Source organism: Duodenibacillus massiliensis (genome assembly GCF_928721995.1).
Taxonomy (GTDB): Bacteria; Pseudomonadota; Gammaproteobacteria; order Burkholderiales; family Burkholderiaceae_F; genus Duodenibacillus; species Duodenibacillus massiliensis.
Genome location: NZ_OV788642.1, coordinates 384686 through 406131, shown reverse-complemented (window position 1 = coordinate 406131; position 21446 = coordinate 384686). Strand labels below are relative to the sequence as shown.

Annotated in this window: 19 protein-coding genes; 14 read left to right on the top strand and 5 right to left on the bottom strand. The window is 56.1% G+C overall.

What is annotated here, in order from left to right; genetic code table 11:
- Positions 1-159 precede the first annotated feature (159 nt).
- From NXF97_RS01810 to NXF97_RS01790, 5 genes are read left to right on the top strand one after another with little or no spacing between them, the layout of a single operon-like run.
- Complete coding sequence (locus NXF97_RS01810) at positions 160-1224, top strand: ABC transporter substrate-binding protein (RefSeq protein WP_235836748.1); 1065 nt, start codon at positions 160-162, stop codon at positions 1222-1224.
- 5 nt (positions 1225-1229) lie between these two features.
- A complete protein-coding gene (locus NXF97_RS01805) occupies positions 1230-2081 on the top strand; it encodes an alkaline phosphatase family protein (RefSeq protein WP_274956244.1) in 852 nt (283 codons plus the stop codon).
- Positions 2082-2135: 54 nt separating this feature from the next.
- Entirely contained in the window at positions 2136-2993 is an 858-nt protein-coding gene (locus NXF97_RS01800) for an ABC transporter permease (RefSeq protein ID WP_022373659.1), read from the top strand.
- Positions 2983-3801 (top strand): ABC transporter permease, encoded by an 819-nt coding sequence (locus NXF97_RS01795; RefSeq protein ID WP_274956243.1) that lies wholly within the window; start codon positions 2983-2985, stop codon positions 3799-3801. Before NXF97_RS01800 ends, NXF97_RS01795 begins: the two co-directional genes overlap by 11 nt.
- A gap of 9 nt (positions 3802-3810) precedes the next feature.
- Complete coding sequence (locus tag NXF97_RS01790; RefSeq protein WP_274956242.1) at positions 3811-4857, top strand: ABC transporter ATP-binding protein; 1047 nt, start codon at positions 3811-3813, stop codon at positions 4855-4857.
- Here NXF97_RS01790 and NXF97_RS01785 read toward each other — a convergent pair.
- Genes NXF97_RS01785 through NXF97_RS01775 form a run of 3 tightly spaced genes read right to left on the bottom strand, consistent with a single transcriptional unit; the run spans position 4854 to position 7585 of the window.
- Positions 4854-5189, bottom strand: a complete 336-nt coding sequence (locus NXF97_RS01785) for a putative signal transducing protein (protein ID WP_274956241.1) — start codon at positions 5187-5189, stop codon at positions 4854-4856. The two genes, NXF97_RS01790 and NXF97_RS01785, sit on opposite strands and share 4 nt — an antisense overlap.
- Complete coding sequence (rsgA, locus tag NXF97_RS01780; protein ID WP_022373655.1) at positions 5179-6084, bottom strand: ribosome small subunit-dependent GTPase A; 906 nt, start codon at positions 6082-6084, stop codon at positions 5179-5181. Before rsgA ends, NXF97_RS01785 begins: the two co-directional genes overlap by 11 nt.
- Positions 6077-7585, bottom strand: coding sequence for a M48 family metalloprotease (locus NXF97_RS01775; RefSeq protein ID WP_274956240.1), 1509 nt, complete (start codon positions 7583-7585; stop codon positions 6077-6079). Before NXF97_RS01775 ends, rsgA begins: the two co-directional genes overlap by 8 nt.
- Positions 7586-7679: 94 nt before the next feature.
- On the opposite strand from NXF97_RS01775, the gene orn reads away from it, so the two are divergent.
- From orn to NXF97_RS01755, 4 genes are all read left to right on the top strand, one after another.
- Complete coding sequence (gene orn / locus NXF97_RS01770; protein ID WP_022373653.1) at positions 7680-8246, top strand: oligoribonuclease; 567 nt, start codon at positions 7680-7682, stop codon at positions 8244-8246.
- An 83-nt stretch (positions 8247-8329) separates the two neighbouring features.
- Positions 8330-10303, top strand: a complete 1974-nt coding sequence (locus NXF97_RS01765; RefSeq protein WP_274956239.1) for a DNA topoisomerase IV subunit B — start codon at positions 8330-8332, stop codon at positions 10301-10303.
- Between the two features lie 216 nt (positions 10304-10519).
- Positions 10520-11911 (top strand): C4-dicarboxylate transporter DcuC, encoded by a 1392-nt coding sequence (gene dcuC, locus NXF97_RS01760; protein WP_274956238.1) that lies wholly within the window; start codon positions 10520-10522, stop codon positions 11909-11911.
- 291 nt (positions 11912-12202) lie between these two features.
- Positions 12203-12469 carry a hypothetical protein gene (locus NXF97_RS01755; protein WP_274956237.1) on the top strand — a complete coding sequence of 89 codons (267 nt, stop codon included), beginning with the start codon at positions 12203-12205 and terminating at the stop codon, positions 12467-12469.
- Between the two features lie 263 nt (positions 12470-12732).
- Here the strand turns inward: NXF97_RS01755 and NXF97_RS01750 are convergent, their stop codons facing one another.
- Positions 12733-13491: a Fic family protein gene (locus NXF97_RS01750; RefSeq protein ID WP_274956236.1), complete on the bottom strand. Its 759-nt coding sequence runs from the start codon at positions 13489-13491 to the stop codon at positions 12733-12735.
- 306 nt (positions 13492-13797) lie between these two features.
- The gene (locus NXF97_RS01745; protein ID WP_423767310.1) at positions 13798-15072 is read right to left on the bottom strand and encodes an IS256 family transposase; all 1275 of its coding nucleotides are present in this window, start codon (positions 15070-15072) and stop codon (positions 13798-13800) included.
- 837 nt (positions 15073-15909) lie between these two features.
- On the opposite strand from NXF97_RS01745, the gene NXF97_RS01740 reads away from it, so the two are divergent.
- The 5 genes from NXF97_RS01740 (at position 15910) to NXF97_RS01720 (ending at position 21387) form a co-directional block, all read left to right on the top strand.
- Positions 15910-16908 (top strand): LysR family transcriptional regulator, encoded by a 999-nt coding sequence (locus tag NXF97_RS01740; RefSeq protein WP_274956234.1) that lies wholly within the window; start codon positions 15910-15912, stop codon positions 16906-16908.
- A 78-nt stretch (positions 16909-16986) separates the two neighbouring features.
- Positions 16987-19197: a molybdopterin-dependent oxidoreductase gene (locus NXF97_RS01735; RefSeq protein WP_274956233.1), complete on the top strand. Its 2211-nt coding sequence runs from the start codon at positions 16987-16989 to the stop codon at positions 19195-19197.
- 15 nt (positions 19198-19212) lie between these two features.
- On the top strand, positions 19213-19764 hold the full coding sequence (locus NXF97_RS01730; RefSeq protein WP_022373486.1) for a 4Fe-4S dicluster domain-containing protein: 552 nt from the start codon (positions 19213-19215) through the stop codon (positions 19762-19764).
- 1 nt (position 19765) lies between these two features.
- The gene (locus NXF97_RS01725; protein WP_022373487.1) at positions 19766-20431 is read left to right on the top strand and encodes a TorD/DmsD family molecular chaperone; all 666 of its coding nucleotides are present in this window, start codon (positions 19766-19768) and stop codon (positions 20429-20431) included.
- 2 nt (positions 20432-20433) lie between these two features.
- Positions 20434-21387 carry a formate dehydrogenase subunit gamma gene (locus tag NXF97_RS01720; RefSeq protein WP_022373488.1) on the top strand — a complete coding sequence of 318 codons (954 nt, stop codon included), beginning with the start codon at positions 20434-20436 and terminating at the stop codon, positions 21385-21387.
- Positions 21388-21446 lie beyond the last annotated feature (59 nt).

The following is a 21446-nucleotide window of genomic DNA, read 5'->3' as shown; positions in this document are numbered from 1 at the left end:
AGCGCAAAATCACGGAAATTAAGGAGAGCGCCGGTGCGCGGAAATACAGACTTTTGCGCATTTTCGATAAACTGCGTTTTATCCGGCCGTCCGGAAGGAGACTTCCGGGCGGTGCCGAGGCCGGCTCACAGCCGGCCCAACCAACCTAGGAGCTGCGAATTGAATACGATTTCCAAGTACGCTGTTGCCGCGTGTGCCGTTGCCGCCACGGGACTTTCTGCCGCCGTCTGGGCCGCTGACGCCAATGTTGATGCGCTTTTAAAGGCCGCGCAGAAAGAAGGTCAGGTAAATTCCGTCGGTATGCCCGACACCTGGGCCAACTGGGTCGGTACCTGGAAGGATCTGCAGAAACTCGGCATCAAGACCCAGGACTCGGATATGAGTTCGGCCGAGCAGATCTCCAAAATCATGGCCGAAGGTGAAAACGCCACGGCGGACATCGGTGACGTCGGTTTTGAATTCGGTGAGTTCTCCCGCAAAAAGGGTATCACGATGCCCTACAAGCCCTCGACCTGGGATCAGATTCCCGCCTGGGCCAAGGATAAGGACGGTCACTGGTGTCTCGGCTACACCGGTACCGTGGCCTTCATCATCAATAAGGAACTCGTCAAAAATCCCCCGAAGAGCTGGAATGATCTTCTGACCGGCACCTACCGTGTGTCCGTGGGCGCCGTGGGGTCGGCTGCGCAGGCCAATTACGCGGTGCTCGCTGCAGCAATCGCCATGGGCGGCAACGAAAAGAATCTGAACCCTGCCTATGAGTTCTTTGCGAAGATCGCCAAGCAAGGCCGTCTCTCGATGGTTGACCCGGTGGTCGCCAACCTCGAAAAGGGTGAAGTCGAAGTCGGTATGCTTTGGGACTTTAATGCTCTGAACTACCGCGATCAGATCGACCGCAACCGCTTTGAGGTGTTGATCCCCGCCGAAGGGTCGGTCACGAGCGGCTACACGACGATTTTGAATAAGTGGGCCAAGCACCCCAATGCCGCTAAGTACGCCCGCGAGTTCATTTTGTCGGATCGGGGCCAGATTAATCTTGCCAACGGCTACGCCCGCCCGATCCGCGCGGCCTACGTGAAGATGCCTGCGGAAACGGCCGCGAAGATGCTGCCGGAATCGCAGTACGCCAAGGCCCGTCCGATCTCTGACTTTGACGCCTGGGCAAAGACGAGCAGCCGCATTTCGCGTCACTGGCAGAGCAAAGTCTCGATCTACATGAAGTAAGACGCATGGCTTTTTCGTCCAAACTCATCGTGGTTTTGGTCGACGGCCTGAAGGAATCCACAGCCCGCAAGTGCTGTGGATTTCTTATGGGGCTTGTTGAAGAAAAGAGGGGAACACTCTTTTCCGTCGTCTCAGAACTGCCGAGCCTCTCAAGGCCCCTCTATGAAGCGCTTTTCACCGGGCGCGTCCCGGTCACGGGCGGCTTTGTCACAAACAGCAGCCAAAGAAAAGCCGGAGCCGCATCCGTCTTCGATCTTGTGAAGGCCGCGGGCGGCGTCACGGCGCTCGCCGGTTACGGCTGGATGTGTGAACTTTTTGCTCACACTCCCTACTGTGCCGCCAAACATAAGCACCTTGCCCCCGGCAACGGTTCCGCGGTGGACGCCGGGTGGTTTTATACGCGCGACGATTTGCCCGACACCGAGCTTTTTGCCGAGGGAGACTGGTTGATTGCCAATTACAGTCCGGACTTCTGCGTGATTCATCCGATGGGTGTTGACGAAGCAGGGCACGTTTCGGACATGGGCGGGGCAGACGCCGACTACGACCGAGCCGCACGCAACGTTGACTGGCTTCTTGCGGAAAGGATCCCCGCTTGGCTTGCGGCCGGTTACCGCGTCATCGTGACGGCGGATCATGGGATGGGTGAAGACCGCTCTCACGGCGGAACGGACGCCGCTGAACGGCGCGTGCCCTGTTTTTGTTTCGGGGAGGGGATGAAAGGACTTGCCGTTACCGAAGAACCCGTAAAGCAACGGTACCTCGCGGCCTTTTTCGCGCGCACCCTGGGGCTTACGCCCGCGTTGACCATGGCCGACGGTGCAGAGCACATTAAGTTTGCGCCCGTGTACGGGTAAAATCCCGTGAACCGACACAAGAAACAACGGACAGACAAAGGAGCCGATAAGTAAATGCATTCCACGCAGGCACAAAACCAAGGCGGCCTTGTACGGCACGGCCTGCTCGTTCTGCCCTTTGCCGTTGTGTTTTTATTGTTCCAGATCCTTCCGATGATCTGGGTCATCATCAATTCCCTTTACGTTGAGGAAGAGGAAGTCTGGGGGTTCGACAACTACCTCGAGATTTTTGCTGATCCCTTCTTCATGCAGTCCTTTTCGAACTCCCTGTGGCTGTCGTTCTGGAGTTCTCTGGTGGGCCTCGTGATCGCATCCTTTGCCGCGGCAAGCCTCAATAAGGTGCCCGGGCGCGTCAGAGACTGGATGGTGAGTTTCACCAACATGACGAGTAACTTCTCGGGCGTGCCGCTTGCGTTTGCCTTCATCATCATCCTGGGCTTTAACGGCGCGATTACGCTGCTATTAAAGGACCTCGGGCTCATTGAAAAATTTAATGTCTACGGCATCGAAGGCCTTTTTCTCATCTACACGTACTTTCAGATTCCCCTGGGGATCCTTCTTCTTTTTCCGGCCTTTACAGCGCTTAAGCCCGAATGGGAAGAGGCCGCGCGCACGATGGGCGCCTCGCGCTTTGACTACTGGCGGCGTGTGGCCGTGCCGGTTTTGGCGCCCGCACTTCTCGGCACCTTTACGATTCAGTACGCCAACGCCATGGGTGCGTACGCAAGCGCCTATGCGCTCACGGTCGGTAACTACAACCTTGTGACGATCCGCATCGGGCAGCTGGTGGTGGGGGATATTTTCTTTCAGCCCAATCTTGCAGCAGCCCTTTCCGTGCTTCTCATTGTGATTCTTGCGTTTGTCGTTGCCGTCTACCGGTGGCTTTTGAGGAGGTCTTACCATGTCGCGTAACGCTGCGGGGCTGATGACCTACCATAAGGCGGTGATCGGGGTTGTGGCCTTTGTTTTGGCGCTTCCGATTGCGGCGACCGTTTTATATGCCTTTTCCTCGTCCTGGGGCGCAACGATTCTCCCGGACGGCCTGACCTTCAGGTGGTTTGCGCAACTTCTGACCGACCCCCGGTTTCTTGCAGCGTTGGGAAGAAGCCTTCTCATTTGCTTTGCAACGCTCATCGTCTCGACGTTACTCGTGCTGCCGATGATCTTTGCGGTCTTTTATTACTTCCCGAAACTTAAGGGCATCATGGAAGTGCTCATCATCCTTCCGTTTGCCGTGCCCTCGGTGGTCTCGAGCGTCGGGCTTCTTCAGATGTTTGCCGGTGACCCCCTTCCGATCGTGGGTACGCCCTGGATTCTGATCGGGACGTACTTCACGATTACGGTGCCCTTTATGTACCGGGCGCTTGCAAACGGCCTTGCGGGCATCAACCTGAGGGACTTGATCGATGCCGCGCACCTTTTGGGCGTGGGAACATTTTCCGCGTTTATGCGCATTATTCTGCCGAACCTGAACCGCGCGCTGTTGGCGTCGCTTTTCATCAGCTTTTCATTTCTGATGGGCGAATTCGTTTTTGCCAACATGCTCGTCGGAACGCGCTACGAAACGCTGCAGGTTTACCTTTACACCAAACGCATGACAAGCGGGCACTTGAATGCCGCGATTGTGAGCACGTACTTCTTCCTGACGCTCATCATGACATGGGCTGCGATGCGCTTTTCCAGAAGCCGCCGTGAAGAAGCCGTGGCCGAAGAAGAATAGGAAAACACGATGTCAGAAACTGAATCTTTTGTCCGGGTTGAAAAACTTGCCAAGCACTTTGGTGCCACACGGGTTTTTGATGACCTGAGTTTCGGCATTGACCGCGGGGAGTTCATCACGCTTCTGGGGCCCTCGGGCTGCGGGAAGTCAACGCTTCTGCGGTGCCTCGCGGGCCTTGAAACGCCGGACGCCGGGACGATTTATGTCGGCGGTGCCGACATCACCAACGTCAAGGCCCAGAAGCGCGGCATCGGCATGGTGTTTCAGAGCTATGCGCTTTTTCCCAACATGACGGCCGCGGAAAACATCGCTTTCGGCCTCAAAATGAACGGGGTGCCGGCCGCGGAAACCGCGAAAAAGGTCACTGACGCCGTCGCTTTGGTGGAATTGACGGGGAACGAAAAGAAGTACCCCCATCAGCTCTCGGGCGGCCAAAAGCAGCGCGTGGCCCTGGCGCGCGCCCTCGTGATTGAACCCCGGATTCTCCTGCTTGATGAACCGCTCTCTGCTTTGGACGCCCGAATCCGCCGCAACCTCAGGGAGCAGATCCGCTCGATTCAGAAGGACCTGCATCTGACCACCGTCTTTGTGACGCACGATCAGGAAGAGGCGATGACGGTAAGCGACCGGATTTTCCTTATGAACCGCGGCGCGATTGTGCAGCAGGGAACTCCTGAAGAGGTGTACCTCAATCCCGCGGACGAATTTGCCGCGCGCTTTATCGGGTCCTACAACCTTCTTACCAAGGCCGAAGCCAAAGTGCTTTTGGAGTTTGACTCGCCCGAGGACTTGGTGGCCGTGCGCCCGGAATCGGTGTTTGTGCGGGAAGAGGGCGGCAAGTACCCCGAGACTTGCTCAGAGCCCGTGGACGGGCGCGTGGTGAGCCATCAGCTCTTGGGTAACGTCATCCGCTACCGCATTGCCGCGGCTGACACGGTTTTAACCGTTGATGTGATGAACCGGTCAAGCTCCAGGCTTTATGCGCCGGAAAGCGCGGTGAAACTCCTTTTTAACCTCGCGGAACTGAGGCCTCTTGCGGCACAGACGCAGCATTAGGGCTTTGCGGGCTTCACGGATGCGCACTTCCAGCACTGACCGAACTGCGCTTCAATGGTTTCGCCGCAGTTCGGGCACACCCAGGCGGGGGCCTCGGCGTTTTCGGCAATTTCTTTGAGAATTGCCCGGGCGCGCGCCGTGTCGCGCGCGTCGGTAAGCCAGATTTCCGGCGCGCAGATATCAGGCGGCAGTTCGCCTGCCGCCGACCAGAGAAGCGTGTTTCTCACCTCGCAGTCAATGCCGCTTGCCTTAAGCGTTCCTGCGGCAATGTCAGCTGTGACCGGATCGGGCCAGGTACCGAGTTTTCGCGTCGTGTCCTTCTTAGAAAACATCGTCTTTGGCTTCCTCGGTGACGGCACGGAAAAAGGCGTAGCGCTCGGGACTCACTTTCCCGGCCTCAGCCGCCGCACGCACCGAGCAGCCCGGTTCATGGGTGTGGGTGCAGTTGTAAAAGCGGCAGCCCTGGGCGTATTGCGCAATATCGGGCATGGCTTCGAGAATATTGCGCCGCGTGATGTGCGCGAGGCCGAACTCCTGAAAGCCCGGGGAGTCAATAAGCGACGCTTTACTGCCGGCAAACTGCGTGCGGTATAGGCGCGTAGCCGTCGTGGTTTGTTTTCCGAGGTCCAGGGCCTCGGAAAACTCGCGGGTTTTCGCCTGCGCTTCAGGGCAGAGGACGTTAATGAGCGTGCTTTTGCCCATCCCCGACTGACCGATTAAAAGGGTGGTTTTGTTTTCTAAAAGCGGCGTGAGTTTGGTGAGCACGTCGTCCGCATCGTAAGCGGAAAGCGTGAGGCACGGGCAGCCCGCCGCGGGAAGCGACGCCGCAAAGGCGTCACAGGCTTCGCGCCCCTCAGTGAGATCGGCCTTATTGCGGATCGCGACAACGTCGATCCCGGCGGTTTTGGCGGCAACTACTGCTTTCCACACAAACCACGGGTTAAACGTGGGGCGGGAGGCAAAGACGACGGCAACGAGGTCGACGTTCGCAGCCAATTCTTTCACGCGCCACTCATCGCTTCGGAAAAGAAGGGTTTTACGGGGGAGGACCGCTTCCACCGCCACGGTCTCAGAATCGGCCTGACGGCACTCGACGTAGTCTCCGACCGTCACGTCGTTTTTCTTACCGCGCCGGCGGGCTTCAAAAAGATGCCCCGCGTCATCTTCCACGTAGTGATGCCGGCCGTGTCCGGCCGTGACGCGCGCTTTAAAAAGAGAATCAGTCATAAGGGGGCCTTTCGCGCTGGGCGGTGCCGGTTACGGGCGCAAGACACAGGCGCCTTGCGGCAAGGGCCTGTCTTTCAAGAAGCACTTCTTTGCGCAGAAGGAGTTTTTGCGCGAGGAGCCTTGCGCGGGCGCGGCGTCTTGCTTCAAGCACGGTGCTGAAGCGGTCGGCAAGGTCGCCTTCAACGGCCCGGTGGGAATTGGTGAGGTCGTTATGAATGCGGATGTCGGCCAAAATCGCGTGCTCGATGCGCTGCGTCACGTGCGGATGGCGGTGGTTGGCAAGCAAAAACAAAAGGCTCGGCGTAAGCGTGTTGCGGTAGTCCTCGTGCATCTTCACCAAAGACCGGATGACGGGCTTAACACCCGCCTTATCCACGCCGTAGGCGTCGGCGTCAAAGTCCATGAGGCGCGTAAAGCCGTGGATGAGAAAGACAAAGGGGTAAAGAACAATGGGGACGACCGTGAGCGCAATAACGATTAAAAGCCCGGGGTTCACAGCCCCCTTAACGAGCGCGAGGGTCGGCTCAACATTTAACGCCTCATAAAAGGAGGGCGTGACGGCCGCAAGCGAAAAAAGGTACCAGAAGGCAGTCGAGAGCCCGGCAAAAAAGACAAAAAGCGCGGTGTTGTGCCAGCGGCCCGAGCGCCCTGCGGCGCACGCGACAACGGCCGTGATCTCTTCCGGGGTGAGTTTTTCGAGGCTGCTGCTGAAAACCACAAGACGCGCGCGGCCCCAAGGGCGGCGAAACACAAAGGCGCTGCCGATTAAGCGGTCGCGGGGCCGCTCACCCACAAGGATTTCGGCGCCCGCAAGGCCCACTTCCGGCAGAAACGCTTCAATTCTTGAGCGCATGGGGCCAAACGGCATCTCGCGCACGCCGCCGTTAAAGGCAGCGGTAAGGGGCGGCTTAATAAAGATGCGCCAGGCAAACCACGCGACCGTCACCACGGCCGCGGCAAACCACCAGGCATAAGAAAGCGCGTTTAAAAACGCAAGAACAATGAAAATAAGCGGCACTTCAACGGCCAAGCCCGTCGCAATGTCGGTGATGAGGCGCTTAAACCAGAGGCCCCGCACCGTTTTTTCGTACCCGTAGCGCTCGTTGATGCGGAATTGTTTCCACCAGGCAACCGGAATGTCGATGACGGTGAGAATGAGAGACACCGTAAAGACGATGAAAAACTGGGAGATGATACCGGTGCCCCAAAGCGCACTGAAACCGGCCGTGATGAGGTTAAAGCCGTTACCGAAGGTGAGCGTGAGGCACACGAGCGCCCCCAGAATGGCGTTTACGAGATCGGCCTGCACGATTTCGCCCGTGTAGTCTGCGGCCTTACGGTGCACTCTGAGGTCTACGGCGCTGCGGAAGGCCGGCGGAAGCCCTACCGCAGCGTGCTCGGCGGCTTTGACCTGCAAAATGGCAAGCGCCGTCTGCATGCACACGTAAAACGCGGCTGCCGCGACAAAGAGGGTGTTAAGCAGTGCTGCGGTATCGGACATAAATCGGGTTAGAGTACAATCGGCTCAACCTTTAAGCTTAGCCGCTTCAGCCCGGTTTGTGTGAGCTCGGGCGGCGTGAACCGGAATATTTTAAATGACCAACATTTTGCGCGATCCGTCTTTCAGCGACTCCAACCTCATCTGGATCGATATGGAAATGACGGGGCTGCAGCCGGAGGTGAACCGCGTGATTGAAATCGCGGCGATCATCACCGACGCTCAGTTAAATATCCTGCATGAGGGCCCGGTGATTGCCGTGCATCAGAGCCCCTGCGTGATGAGCCACATGGACAGCTGGAACACGCAGACGCACACGAAGTCAGGGCTCGTGGATCGGGTCTTGGCAAGTACCGTGGACGAAGAGGAGGCGACCGACATGTGCCTGGAAGTCTTCCGTCGCTTTGTGGGCCCTCAGAAGTCGCCTTTGTGCGGCAACACCGTGGGGCAGGACCGGCGCTTCATGGCGCGCTGGATGCCGAGGCTTGAAAGCTTTTTCCACTACCGCACGATTGACGTCTCAAGCATCAAAGAGTTGGCCAGGCGCTGGAAGCCCGAGGCGGTGACATCCTTTCAGAAATCCACGCGCCACGAGGCTTTAAGCGACATTCAGGAAAGTATTGATGAACTGAAGCATTACCGTAAGACCGTTCTCAATATGTAGGAATCCGATTGACCGGGGTTGGTGCGGGCGGCGTCAGCTAAAATGACGCCGCTTTGATTTTTACCGTTTTTTCGTTTGTTTTTATGGCAGTCCGCAAGCGCAGTTCCGAATACAACGACTCTTCCATCCGTGTCTTAAAGGGGCTTGAACCCGTCCGGCAGAGGCCTGGTATGTACACCCTCACCGATAACCCCCTGCACATCATTCAGGAAGTGCTCGATAACGCAAGCGACGAAATCCTTGCGGGCTACGGAACGAAGATCACCCTTACGCGTCACACGGACGGCTCGATCACGGTTGAAGACGACGGACGCGGTATTCCCACCGGCATTCACCCCACCGAAGGGGTGCCCACGGTGGAACTTGTGTTTACGCAGCTGCATGCGGGCGGTAAGTTCGATAAGACGGCAGGCGGCGCCTACACCTTCTCCGGGGGCCTTCACGGTGTGGGTGTGTCGGTCACAAACGCCCTGAGCCTCAGGATGGACGTCACCGTCTGGCGTGACGGGCAGGAATTTGACATCGGCTTTGAGGGCGGAAACGTCGTGCGGCCGCTGACAAGCAAAAAAAGCCCGCGCCCCAAAAGCGCCACCGGCACGCGCGTCACGTGCCTTCCCGATCCCAAGTACTTTGACAGCGCGGAAATCCCTGAAGCGTCGCTCGTGCGGCTTTTAAAAAGTAAAGCCGTGCTTCTGCCCGGGGCGTCCGTTACCTACATTAACGAAGTGAAGGGGACGGAGCAGCACTGGAAGTACGAAGGGGGCCTTAAAGAGTATCTTCTCGCCGAAGTCACCGACCCCTTGGCGGTACCCGCTTTTGAAGCCGAAGGCTGGGCTGATGAAACGACGGAAGGCTTTGCCGCAGGCGAAGGCGCCGCCTGGGTTGTGGTCTGGACCGAGGACGGGCTTTTGACGCGCGAAAGTTTCGTAAACCTCATTCCGACGCCTGCGGGCGGTACGCATGAAGCGGGACTCAGAGACGGCCTTTACGGCGCCATGAAGGCCTTTATGGAAGCCCACGGCCTGATGACCAAGGGCGTGAAACTTCTCGCGGAAGACGTTTTTGCACGCGCGAGTTTCGTCCTTTCCTGTAAGGCCCTCGATCCCCAGTTTCAGGGGCAGACCAAGGAAAAGCTCACAAGCCGCGATGCCCTGCGGCTTGTCGCGGGTTTTGTGCGCCCGCAGTTTGAGTTTTGGCTGAACGACCATATTGAAGAGGGTAAGAAACTCGCCGACCTCGTGATCCGCCAGGCCCAGAAGCGCCAGCGGCAGGCGCAGAAGGTGGAAAAGAAAAAGGGCTCGGCCGTTGCGGTGCTCCCCGGTAAACTCACCGACTGCGAAACCGACGACATCACCCGCAACGAACTCTTTCTCGTGGAAGGTGACAGTGCAGGCGGCACCGCGAAGCAAGGCCGTGACAAGGAATGCCAGGCGATTCTGCCCCTGCGCGGCAAGGTACTGAACACCTGGGAAGTGGACAGCGATCGCATTTTTGCCTCCCAGATCATCCACGACATCGCGGTGGCGGTGGGGGTGGATCCCCATAAGCCCGGGGAAGACGCAGATTTAAAGGGCCTCAGATACGGCAAGATCTGCATTCTCGCGGACGCTGACGTGGACGGCAGCCATATTCAGGTGCTCCTTCTCACGCTTTTTTACCGGCATTTCCCGACGCTTGTGGAAAAAGGCCACGTCTACATCGTGCAGCCGCCGCTTTTCCGCGTGGATGTCCCCAAACTCAGAAATAAGCCCGCCAAGAACATTTACTGCCTTGACGACAAGGAACTCGCCAGAACCCTTGCCAAACTCAAAAAAGACGGTTTTGCCGAAGATAAGCTCGTTGTCTCCCGTTTTAAGGGCCTGGGCGAAATGATGTCGGAACAGCTGCACGAAACGGCTTTTGCGCCGGACACCCGCAGACTGCTTCCCGTTACGATGGGAGACGTCAACAAGGCGGAAACCGATGCCGTCATGGGGTTACTCATGGCCAAGGGCGAAGCCGCGGGGCGACGCAGTTGGATGGAACTGCACGGCGACGATGTGGAAGTTGACGTGTAGGCTTTTCTGTCAGAAAAGAGCCGGTGTCCGCCTAAAGTGCGTCACCGGCTTTTTTGTGCTCTTTGATTTTTGTCAGGCCCGCTTAACGATTTTTGCCTTTCAGTTCGATTGTATCTCTTTGTAAACCGCGACTCTGTCGGTAGACTGCGGACGAATTCCGAAAAAAGAAGAAGACGCGGATTTCGTCTTGTCCGACAAACAAAGGGAACATTACAAATGCTGGGGATCTTTCTTGTCATCGCGGGCGTTGTGCTCGCGGCCTACCTTGTCATCAAACGCTATTACGCACCGTGGGCGCTGCTCATGGTGGGTATTCTGCTGCTTATCTGCGTGACGCTCATTTCAGGCGATCCGCTTGTGACCGGCAAAAAAGCCACGCACAGCGCAGTCTTTGACGTCGTTCAGGTCTTCACAAACCTGCTGCAGAGCCGTGCCGCCGGCATCGGCATGAACATCATCTGCGTGGGCGGCTTTGCCTACTACATGGACAAAATCGGCGCAACGAAAGCGCTGGTGAGAATCTGCATCAAGCCCCTTTCCTATGTGCATGCACCGTATCTGCTCCTGGGGTTCGCCTACCTGGTCGGGCAGCTGCTCAACGTCTTTATTCCCTCGGCTGTGGGCCTGGGGATGCTGCTGATGGTGACGATCTATCCGCTTTTGGTTGCCGTGGGTGTTTCGCGTCTTTCGGCTGCAGCGGTTGTCGCAACGGCAAGCTGCCTGGATCTGGGGCCGGCTTCAGGTAACTCGCTTCTCGCGGCAGAAATCTCCAACTTGCACGTGATGGAATTCTTTATCCAGAGCCAGCTTCCTGTGGGCGTTATGGCGGCAGTTGTGATTGCCGCCGGCCACGTGCTTCTCGGAAAGTTCTTCGATAAACGGGACCTCGCAAGCGGCCGTCTGACGGTAGATGACTTTAAGCTCAGAACGGAAGTGAAGCAGGAAGGCGCCGCGGCGCAGCCCGATGCGCCGGTCTATTACGCGATTCTGCCAATTTTGCCGGTGGTGCTCCTTTTTGTGTTCAGTAAGCTTGTTTATGCGGGAGTGCGCCTTGAAGTGGTGACGGCAATTCTCTCCTGCGCCTTCATTGCCTTCATCGTGGATCTTCTGACGGTAAGAAGCCTCAGAGCCTGCACGGACCGCACGAAAGCCATGTTTAACGGCATGGGCAAGATCTTTTCCTCGACCGTGCTTTTGATTGTCTGCGCCGAAGTTTTTGCCGAGGGCCTCAAGCGCTCGGGCGGCATCGACACAATTTTGCAGAGCGTGGCGCAGATGCAGGGTGCGGGCGGCGTCACGATGCTTCTCGTGATGTTCCTCATCATGGCGCTTGCAGCCTTTGTGACGGGGTCGGGTAACGCCGCGTTCTTTGCGTTTTCTCCGCTTCTGCCGCAGGCCGCGGGCTCTGTGGGCTGGGCCACTGTCACGATGGCCGTGCCCGTGCAGCTTGCAAGCGGCATCGCACGCTCGATGTCGCCGATTGCGGGCGTTGTGATGGCGGTCTCTGGTATTGCGGAAGTCTCGCCCTTTGAACTTGTGCGGCGCACGATTCCGGTGATGGCGGGAGGCCTTGTCGCTACCTTTATCGCTTCACTTCTCATTCTCTGATCAGAACGCAGATTGAAGTAAAAAAGGCCGCAGACAGTCATTTGCCTGCGGCCTTTGCGTTGGGTGCGCTCGGCATGAGCGCGTTCTAACGGGTGAAAGTCCCGAGTGCAGGGGGTAGCACCAAGCACATAGCCAAGAGCAAGGGTGTCTGCCGCGAGGCGGGATCGGTGTGTGTGGATTTTTGTGTCTAGCGCGGGTTTACGGTTGAGCTTGTTGGCTCGCTAACAGGGGTATTTAACCCCAGGTACTTCGGGACTGTCAAGCCCCAATTTTTCTATCAGAGGTAATGCGATGAAGTGGCTTGATGACTTCATAGAGCATTACAACGAAAAGCACCGCCACTGCGGCATCCGTATGGTGACGCCGGGGGCGCGCTTTCGAGGTGAGGACGTTGAGATCCTGCGCCGCCGCAGGGAGACGATGTTGCGTGCTCGCCAACAGGCCCCGGAGCGGTGGATTAAGCCTGAGGCGCAGCTCAACTGTGAGCCCGTAGGCAAGGTGTGGCTAAACCCCGAGAACGGGCAGTTGCGTGAGGCTCAGCCGGTCGCGCATGCGTAAACGGCGCACTGCAGCAAGTCCACCGCGCGCCGTAGCGAACATCTTCGCGGTCATACGGAGTCGGACCTCTCCTATCCGTGCCAGCGCATTGTAGAGACGTCATACGCGGTGTTGTAGCCCACATCTTTGTGGTCCCAAAAAAACTCGGGGGAAACCGCCGAAGGCGGAGGGGGCAGAGCCCCTCAGAACTCACACATATAAAAATTTGTAAATTAGCGGAAAGAAGACTTGACATCTACCGATCCGTTCTACGACATTATGTGTTACTCAACCTTTGGAAGCTTTTCTTTTGGAGGATACATGGTGCTGACTTGCTTTTGGAAAAACTTCATCATGTCATTTGCATCGCCAGTTTCATAGAACTGTCCCAGCTTCTCATGAAACTCTTCCGCATCACGATTCATCACGGTGATTGGGTAATAGCCATCTCTCATCAGGCAACCGTTCATCATAATAGAAGCTGTCCGCTTGTTTGCGTCATAGAAAAATTGACTTCTGGACATGAACAGAAAGACGGCAATGGCTCGTTCCTTCGGATCCTTAATCTGCGTCTCCAAGAACTCAAAACCTTTGGCAGCAAGCTCAGGCAGATTATTCGCATCGGGTGGCGTGTACTGACAGGCTTGAATGCCGACGTCTCCAGTGCGAAAACTTCCCCAAACCAAAGCGTCTTCTTTCCCTGCAAAATTGTGAAGATGTGACGCACACGCTTCGCTCAACTCAAACTCATCAGCACGAATCAAGCGAACAAGCTCCTTACCGGCCTTACCGTAGTTGACAACCTGCATCATTTCATATTGATCGAGACCGCCAACGGTGTAACCGTTCAAGATCGTGACCGTCTGAGGCAATGTCGTTGGATTATTTTCCAACGTGCTCATGGCATTCCATGTAATGGCTGCACGATTTTGCTGATAGATGAAGACCGCCTTTTTACTGTCTCCGATGTATGGAATGTCAAAAGAGAGAGTCCCGACATCCCAAAACATGCCATTTAAACAATCTTGCATAACTTCTTTCATAAAAATTTTCCAAATCTTGGGGTGTGTGTAGATTTTTGTGTCTAGCGCGGGTTTACGGTTGAGCTTGTTGGCTCGCTAACAGGGGTATTTAACCCCTGGTACTTCGGGGCTGTCAAGCCCCAATTTTTCCATCAGTGGTAATGCGATGATTCAGGGTACGACGGCGGCATGGGAGGGCTGCATAGCCGCCCCCATGGGGGCGGCTATGCAGCGGCGCGCCGCTACCGGAAAAAACGCAGTTTCGTCTCCTTAAGTTGTAACACTGCAACTGCTATGCTGAAACACTGTTTCAGTACTCCGCGGCAATTAAGCCTGCCCAGCGGCAAATCGCTCACCGTACATGGCTGCAAACACCGGCATGGCTTCACTCCAAGCACGAACAGGCAGCTTCCATTTTTCCATAATGCGCTGAAGTGCCAAGTAAATCAGCTTCTTGGCGGATTCTTCATGCGGAAACATGGTTCGAGTTTTGATTACCTTCCGAACGCCACGGTTGAGAGCCTCAATACTGTTGGTCGTATACAACAACTTCCGAATCGACCGGGGAAAGTTGAAGAAGGGTATCACCTGTGCCCAGGCAGAGCGCCAACTCTGCGCTACATACGGGTAACGTTTGCCCATAGGGCTATTTTCAAAGGCCGCCAAGGCCGCCAACGCTTCTTCGGGGGTATTGGCCTGGTAAATGGGCTTTAAGCCGGCCATTACAGCCTTTCGATCCTTGTGGCTGACGAAGGCTGTAGAGGTACGGATGAGATGGACAATGCAGGTTTGATGTTGCGCCTGGGGAAATACGGCTTCAATGGCTTGCGTCATACCCTTGAGGCCGTCTGTGACGGCGATCAGGATGTCCTCTACGCCATGGTTTTTCAATTCCGTAAATACCGACGTCCAGAAAGCCGCGCCTTCGTTTTCATGAACCCACATGCCGAGCACATCGCGTCGGCCGTCACAACGTACGCCGAGAGCAAAATGAACCGCCATCTTCTTGATGACGCCGTCCTTACGGATATTGATGCGCAAAGCGTTAAAGAACACCACCGGGTAGACCGAATTCAACGGACGGCCTTGCCATTGCCGTACGTCGGCATTTACCTTTTCCGTCACGGTGCTGATGAATTCGGCACTCACTTCAACGTGGTACTGACTTCTGATGAACTCAGCGATTTCACGGGTAGACAATCCGCGTCCATATAAATCGATGATGGCGTCATCGAAGTCATTGAAATGCCGTGAGTGCTTGGGTACCGGGCGAGGAACATAAGTCCCCTTGCGATCGCGGGGAACCTGGATTTCTAAATCGCCTTTATTGCCGTGAAGCGTTTTCTTGCTGTACCCATTGCGTTTGTTTTCAACGCGCTCAGCCGACGATTCCTCTTCGTTGAGATTATCGTCTTCCTGTGTCAAATGGTGCTCCAGTTCCCCTTGCAGGGCGGCGTTGATGAAGCGTTGGGCTACGATCTTCATCGCTTCGTTGAAATGAGCCTGCGTTAAGGCCGTTAAGCCGCCGGCTTCCATCAGTTGCTCTACGGCACCGTTCAGAATGGCCTGCTGCTGGTCGGTAAATTTTACGGTGTCGTTTATTTTGGGTGTACGGTGTGCCACGGTGATTCCTTTCGCGCCCTACGGGAGCGCTATTATCGTCAGGACACAAAAAACCTTACATCTCCTCTTCTTCAAAAAGCTCAAGCAAAACACGGTGGTCAAGGCATACTTCGGAACAACGGAAAACGCTGTCCGCAGTCAAGTGTGGATTGCTTTGATTGCGACATTGTTGCTGCAAATCTTGTTTCAGCGTAGCCGTGACCACAGGTATTTCAGCACTTTTAACTGGGTTGTGAGGCAGAGTCTTTGGAAATACATCCGCTTGGAACAAATCCTGAATCCGTCAATCCTCGGCCGAGATGAGCCAGAGGCTTCCTGTGAGGAATCTCCGCAGATGGAGCTTCCATTCAGAATAGTAGGCCCCTAAAACCGAAAATTCGCGTTTTCTCTTTTAAGTCAACAAACTATTTTTTGATGCACAAATCCGTTTTGGACAGTAGTGCTCGTTTTTGTCAAACCGGCAGATTTTTAAACAGATACTGTCCTAAGTATTTTCCCTCACATAAAGTGGAATTTCGGCTCAAATACAGGCTTTCATATTTTTCCCCGAAAAATGAAAGAACTAGCGCAATTTTCGCTATTCATTTTGTGAATAATTAGCGGTTTTTCTGAGTTTGTGGGTCGATACAGAGACGTTTCAACCGGTAGGGTATGCCCGATTGTTGAGAATAATTCTCAACTGTGACCGCTATTTTCGATTTCAGAAAATTCAGTTTTTTGTTAATTGCAATTTTTTTCAAATTGATCTGAGTCAAGAGAAACAGAAAGGCGGCTCGGCTCCCGCCAATAGAATCGATTCAAAAGAGGCAGAAAGCCATGAACATCAATCAACTCAGTTACCACCACATCAAGGTTTTTCTGGCGGTCTACCGGCACAGGAGCGCATCCGTTGCGGGCTGTGAGCTGGGGCTCACAAACTCCGCCATCAGCAGAGCTCTGAGCAATCTGAGAGCGATGTTTGACGACGATTTGTTTATCCGTACGGCCGCCGGTTTTGTTCCGACGGAGCGGGCCAAGGGACTGGCGGAAACACTTGAAACCGTTGTCGGCGGTCTGCGTAGCATTGAAAAGCAGTATTTGAGCTTCATTCCGTCGGAGTCGGAAGGTTGTTTCGAGATCCGCGTCTACGACGAATTCAGTTTTGCGGTGCAGGAGGTGATCGACAACCGGATTTTGAAAAAAGCGCCGAACCTGCGCTTCAACGTCCGGATTCTTACGGAAAACTGCGTGCACGGACTCGCCAACGGCAGCGTGGATTTTGCGGTTGTGTACGAGGGTTTTGACGATCCGAGTCTCAACTTCAAGTGTTTTGCCTACACGGGCGACATCTATCTGCTCGGCCGCAAGGGTCATCCGTTGTTCGGCAAGAGTGATTTCACGGCCCGTGATCTTGGCCGCTATCCGCTGCTTGAGATCGACAACTACCGGGATCTCGCCCGTCCGCTGCTGGTGGATATCTGTCAGGAGAAAAACTGCTCGATGAAGGTGGCGGTTTACACCGAAAGCGTTGCCACTGCATTTCAGAAACTGGCGGCCTCTGACTGCGTGACCGTGGTGTGCAATCAGTTTACGCGGGCTTTTGCCGATCAGATGCCTGACCTCGCTTATGTCGTGTTGCCGGAGCCCATTCTGCGCCGCATCAAGCAGATGCGCAGTGCCGTAAAGCCGATCGGAAATTATCTCGCTTTCGGCAGCACGAATCTGTCGCCCGCTTTTGAGTGGGTGAAGCAGGAATTGTTCGAGGGCCTGCAGCAGGCCTGGATCAAGGCGGCCAAAAGCCTGCCAGAAAAGAATTTAAACACAGCTGCCGCGTAAAGAGGCAGCTGTGTTTAAAAAAGAGGCTGTCCGCATTACCCCGGCGGGCGGCGTTTAAAAAACGTTAAGGAGAAAAGTATGCCGGGAATCAAACGCAGAAACTTCCTTCAGGGACTCGGAGCAACGGCCCTGGCGGGAAGTCTGACCGGACTGGTGCCGCGTTCGGCATCCGCTATGCACTCTTACGGTGCAAACCCCGTTTTGCTCAACAAACGCGCCGGCGTGGTCAAGTACCACAGCTGCCTGCGTAACTGCGCCGACCGCTGTCTGATGAAGTTCCGTGTGCAGGACGGCCGCATGACCTACGTGAGCGGTGCCGAAGAGCAGTTTAAGACCGGGTCCTGCCCGTGCGTGAAGGGGCTGACCTATGTGGAGTACACCTACGCACCGGACCGCATTCTTCACCCGATGGAAAGAATCGGCGAAAAGGGTTCGCACAAGTGGCGCCGCATCTCCTGGGAAGAAGCCTGGGACAAACTCATCAAAAAGACGCACGAAGTGATCGATAAGTACGGTTCGGAAGCGATCCTCCCGTACTCGTACTCCGGCAACTACGGCGCCATCGGTATGCGCGCAGCTGACCGTTTCTTCAACCGCGTCGGCGCTTCCTACCTTGACCGTGTGGTCTGCACGGAAGCCGGTGTCTGGGGTTACGGCAGTGTTCAGGGCACAACTGACGGCCCCGACCCTGAAGAGATCCCCAACAGCGACTGCTACGTCTCCTGGGGCTTTAACGAAACCGTATCCAACGTGCACGGCATCAAACTCATCAACATGGCCCGCGACAGGGGGGCGAAGGTTTTGGCCGTGAACCCCAACCGTACGCCGATCTGCTCGCAGGCCGATGTTTATCTGCAGCCCAAGCCCGCAACCGACGCCTGGGTCGCAGTAGGCGTGATGAAGTATCTGCTTGCGCACGAAGAGATGATCGACCGAGAGTTTCTCAATACCTGCTGTATCGGTGCCGATGAGGCGATCGCCCGCGTCAACTCCGTTTCCTGGGATGACATTGTGAAGGTGACGGGACTTGAGCGCCGTGAAATCGAGAAATTTGCCGATATCTACGGTAAGTCCAAGCGCTGCATCATCCGCGGCGGCTACGGCATGCAGCGTAACTACAACGGCGCCCGCATGACCCGTGCCATTGCAATTATGCATGCCCTGCGCGGTATGTTTGACAAACCGGCCTGCGGCATTATTTACGACAACGTCCGTCCCATCACCGGCATGAATGTCTTCGCCGGCCGCGGCAACCGCTTTATTCGCAAGGATATTCAGCACATCAACATGACCGACCTTGATCAGGCGCTCCGTAAGGATAAGCCCACGACTGAAGGCCGTCCGATCAAGCCCATCCACATGCTCGTCTGCTACAACGGTAATCCCGTGGCGGTTTCCCCGAACGTCAATGAGCTTGTGAAAAACCTCAAGCGCGACGACCTCTACGTTGTCGGCTTTGACATGATCATGACCGATACGCTCGAGTACTGTGACCTGATACTGCCGGCCTCGACGCAGTTTGAAACCGACGACGTGATCGGCGACTACCACAGCTGGTACGTGCAGATCTGCGAAAAGGTCATTGAACCTGTGGGCGAATCCAAGCCCAACTGGGATTTCTTTGCCGAATACGGCCGCCGCATGGGCTTTACCGAACAGGAATTCAAGGATACGCCGCTTGACATCATTGCGCAGTTCCTCGACACGAAGGCCCCGTGGTACAAGGGCATCACGCTCGAGCGTTTGCAAAAAGAAAAGTTCATTCACCTTGTCATGCCTTCAAGCGTTCCGGTCCGTTCGGGCGGCAAGTGCGACACCCCGTCCGGCAAGATCGAGCTTTATTCCGAAATCATGAAGAAGGCCGGGTTTAATCCCACGATTGACTTCGCGCTCTGCGAAGAGGAAATGCCCAAGGAAGAAAGAGGGTTGCCGTTCCGGCTTTTGTCGCCCGGAATTCCGCAACGCGTCAATTCCTCCTTCTACAACGTCAAGTACATCCGCGGGTACAACGCCTACGAATGTGAGATCAATCCGGTTGACGCCAAGCGCCTCGGTATTGCCATGGGCGACCGCATCCGCCTTTCCAACCAGCGCGGAGAAGCGTTCTTCGTGGCGCGTCTCTCAACCCGCGTCACTCCCGGGGTGGTGCGTACCGCCAAATGTAACTGGCGCAGCACCAATCCTTACGGCAAGGGCACCAACACCAACACACTGACCACATCGAAACTGACGGATATGGGCGGCTGTTCCGCTTATCACTCCACGCGCGTGGATGTCCGCAAGGCGTAACGGGGAGACTCTGACATGACAAACAAGTTGCAGAAAGGTTTTATTTTCCGTCAGGAAAACTGCGTGGGCTGCGGCGGCTGTGCCGTGGCCTGCCAGATTCACAATGAACTGCCCGAAGACGTACGCTTCCGCAAGGTTGACCTCTACGAGGTCAAGGACAAGGAAGGCCGCGTGCGCGACGTGTGGCTTACCCACAGCTGCATGCACTGCACCAATCCGTCCTGCATGGCGGTCTGTCCCGCCAACGCCTTCAAACAGCGCCCCGACGGCATTGTGGTGCTTGACCGCAAACGCTGCACGGGCTGCGGGCTTTGCAAAAACGCCTGCCCGTACGATGCGATCGTCATCAGCCGCATTGACGGCAAGGCCGCCAAATGCAACCTCTGCGTGGAACTGCTTGACGCGGGGCTTAATCCCGCCTGCGTGGACGGCTGCCCGGTGAAGTGCCTCACGGCCGGCAATGTGACGCAGGTGCTCGCGCAGAAAAAGAGTGCCTCCAAGACCGGCATCGGTTACCGCGACGGCGTGAACGCTCCCAACATGATCATCATCCGGGAGCGGCGCTGATATGAGCGGAACGGACATGCTTGAAGCGGCACAGAGCCTGCACGCTTTTAAAGAAACGTTCTTTCAGCCGGGCAGTCCCGCAGCGCTTGAGTCTTTAAGCCGCTGGGCCCGATCGGCCGGACACCCGATGCTTGCCGCCGAAGCCGAAATGGCCGCGCGTGACACGGATGCCGCCGAAGCCGAGTTCAACCGGATGTGCATCGGGCCGTACCGCCTGACGGTGCCTCCCTACGAAAGCGTCTGGCGTTCGCACGGGCGAGTGCTCAACAACCGCTACAGCGCGGCGGTGGAGTACGCCTTCAGCGAAGTTGGGCTCACGAGCCATGGCAAACTCAACGAAATGCCGGATTTTTTCGGCAACGAACTCGAGTTTCTGAGCTGTGTGGCTTCCATGTCCTTTCAATACAGACAAAAAGGGGATGCCGCTGCCGCCGATGAACTGGAAGCCATTTTCCGGCGGTTCTGGTCCCAGCACCTCGGCCATTGGGCGGATACGTTTCTTGACGCCGTGGCGGAGGACACCCGATCGTCTTTCTGGCGGGTGTGGGCGAAAACGCTCAAGCGTGAGCTCGCGCAGTTTTTCGCGGGTATTGAGCTCACGGAGATCATGGCCGGCCTGGAAATCCCCATTGCGGACATCTCCTCTTCACAGAATCTGAAGGAATGACTATGAAAAAGTTAATTACTGTTTCCCTGTTCGGGACCGCCTTCGCGGCTCAGGCCGAAGAAACGGCGGAGCACATGCCGGAATTCTGGATGCCGGTGCAGGAACATGTCGTCAACAACGATATTCCGCAGCTGCTGGGCTACGCCTCGGATCCGGCGCTCATCAAAACCTACAATCCGGATGCCGTCAGCGCAGGCTATCTGAGCTTTCTGCATTCGGCGGAAGTGACGGCCAACTTTATCTTCGCTTCGGTGGTGCTGGTGGCACTGCTCTTTGCCGTCTTTGTGCTTATTAACGGCAGAGCACGGCTCGCTGACGGCTTTTCCGGCCGGCTCATCAGCCGCTGGAGTCCGCTTGACGTGGCGCTGCACTGGATTGCCGCCGTGCCCTGCGTTCTCCTGATCCTCACGGGGCTGGTGATCGGTGCCGGGCGTTTCTGGCTTGAACCGTTGATGACGCCGGAACATTTCACCTCTTTTGTGAACGGTTCGGTGATGGTGCACAACTTTGTGGCCTTCCCGTTTATCGCGGCAGCTGTGATCATGATGGTGAAGTGGGCGGCGCGTCAGATGCCGGAATCCTGTGACCTTAAGTGGTTTGCCTGCCTGGGCGGTTACATCAATACCGGTAAGCCGCACCATCCTGATGCCGGGTTTGCCAATGCCGGTGAAAAGGCGTTCTTCTGGTGCTTCGTGGTGTTTGGCCTTGCGATGATCGTCACGGGGCTGATGATGCTCTACCCGGAACTTTTCGGCGGCATGAGTAAGGACGGCGCCAATCTCGCCCTCATTATTCACATCATCAGTGCCGTCATCCTCGGTGCCTTCTCGGTGGTTCACATCTATATGGGTGCCGTGATGAGCGAGGGCGGCATTGAGAACATGCTCTCGGGCAAGTGCGACGAAAACTGGGCTAAACAGAATCACAACCTCTGGTACGCCAAAATCAGCAAGTGACGGATCGGCTGATCCGTCGGACCGGATGCAGGCAAAGCGGTTTTTTCAGCGACTTTGCC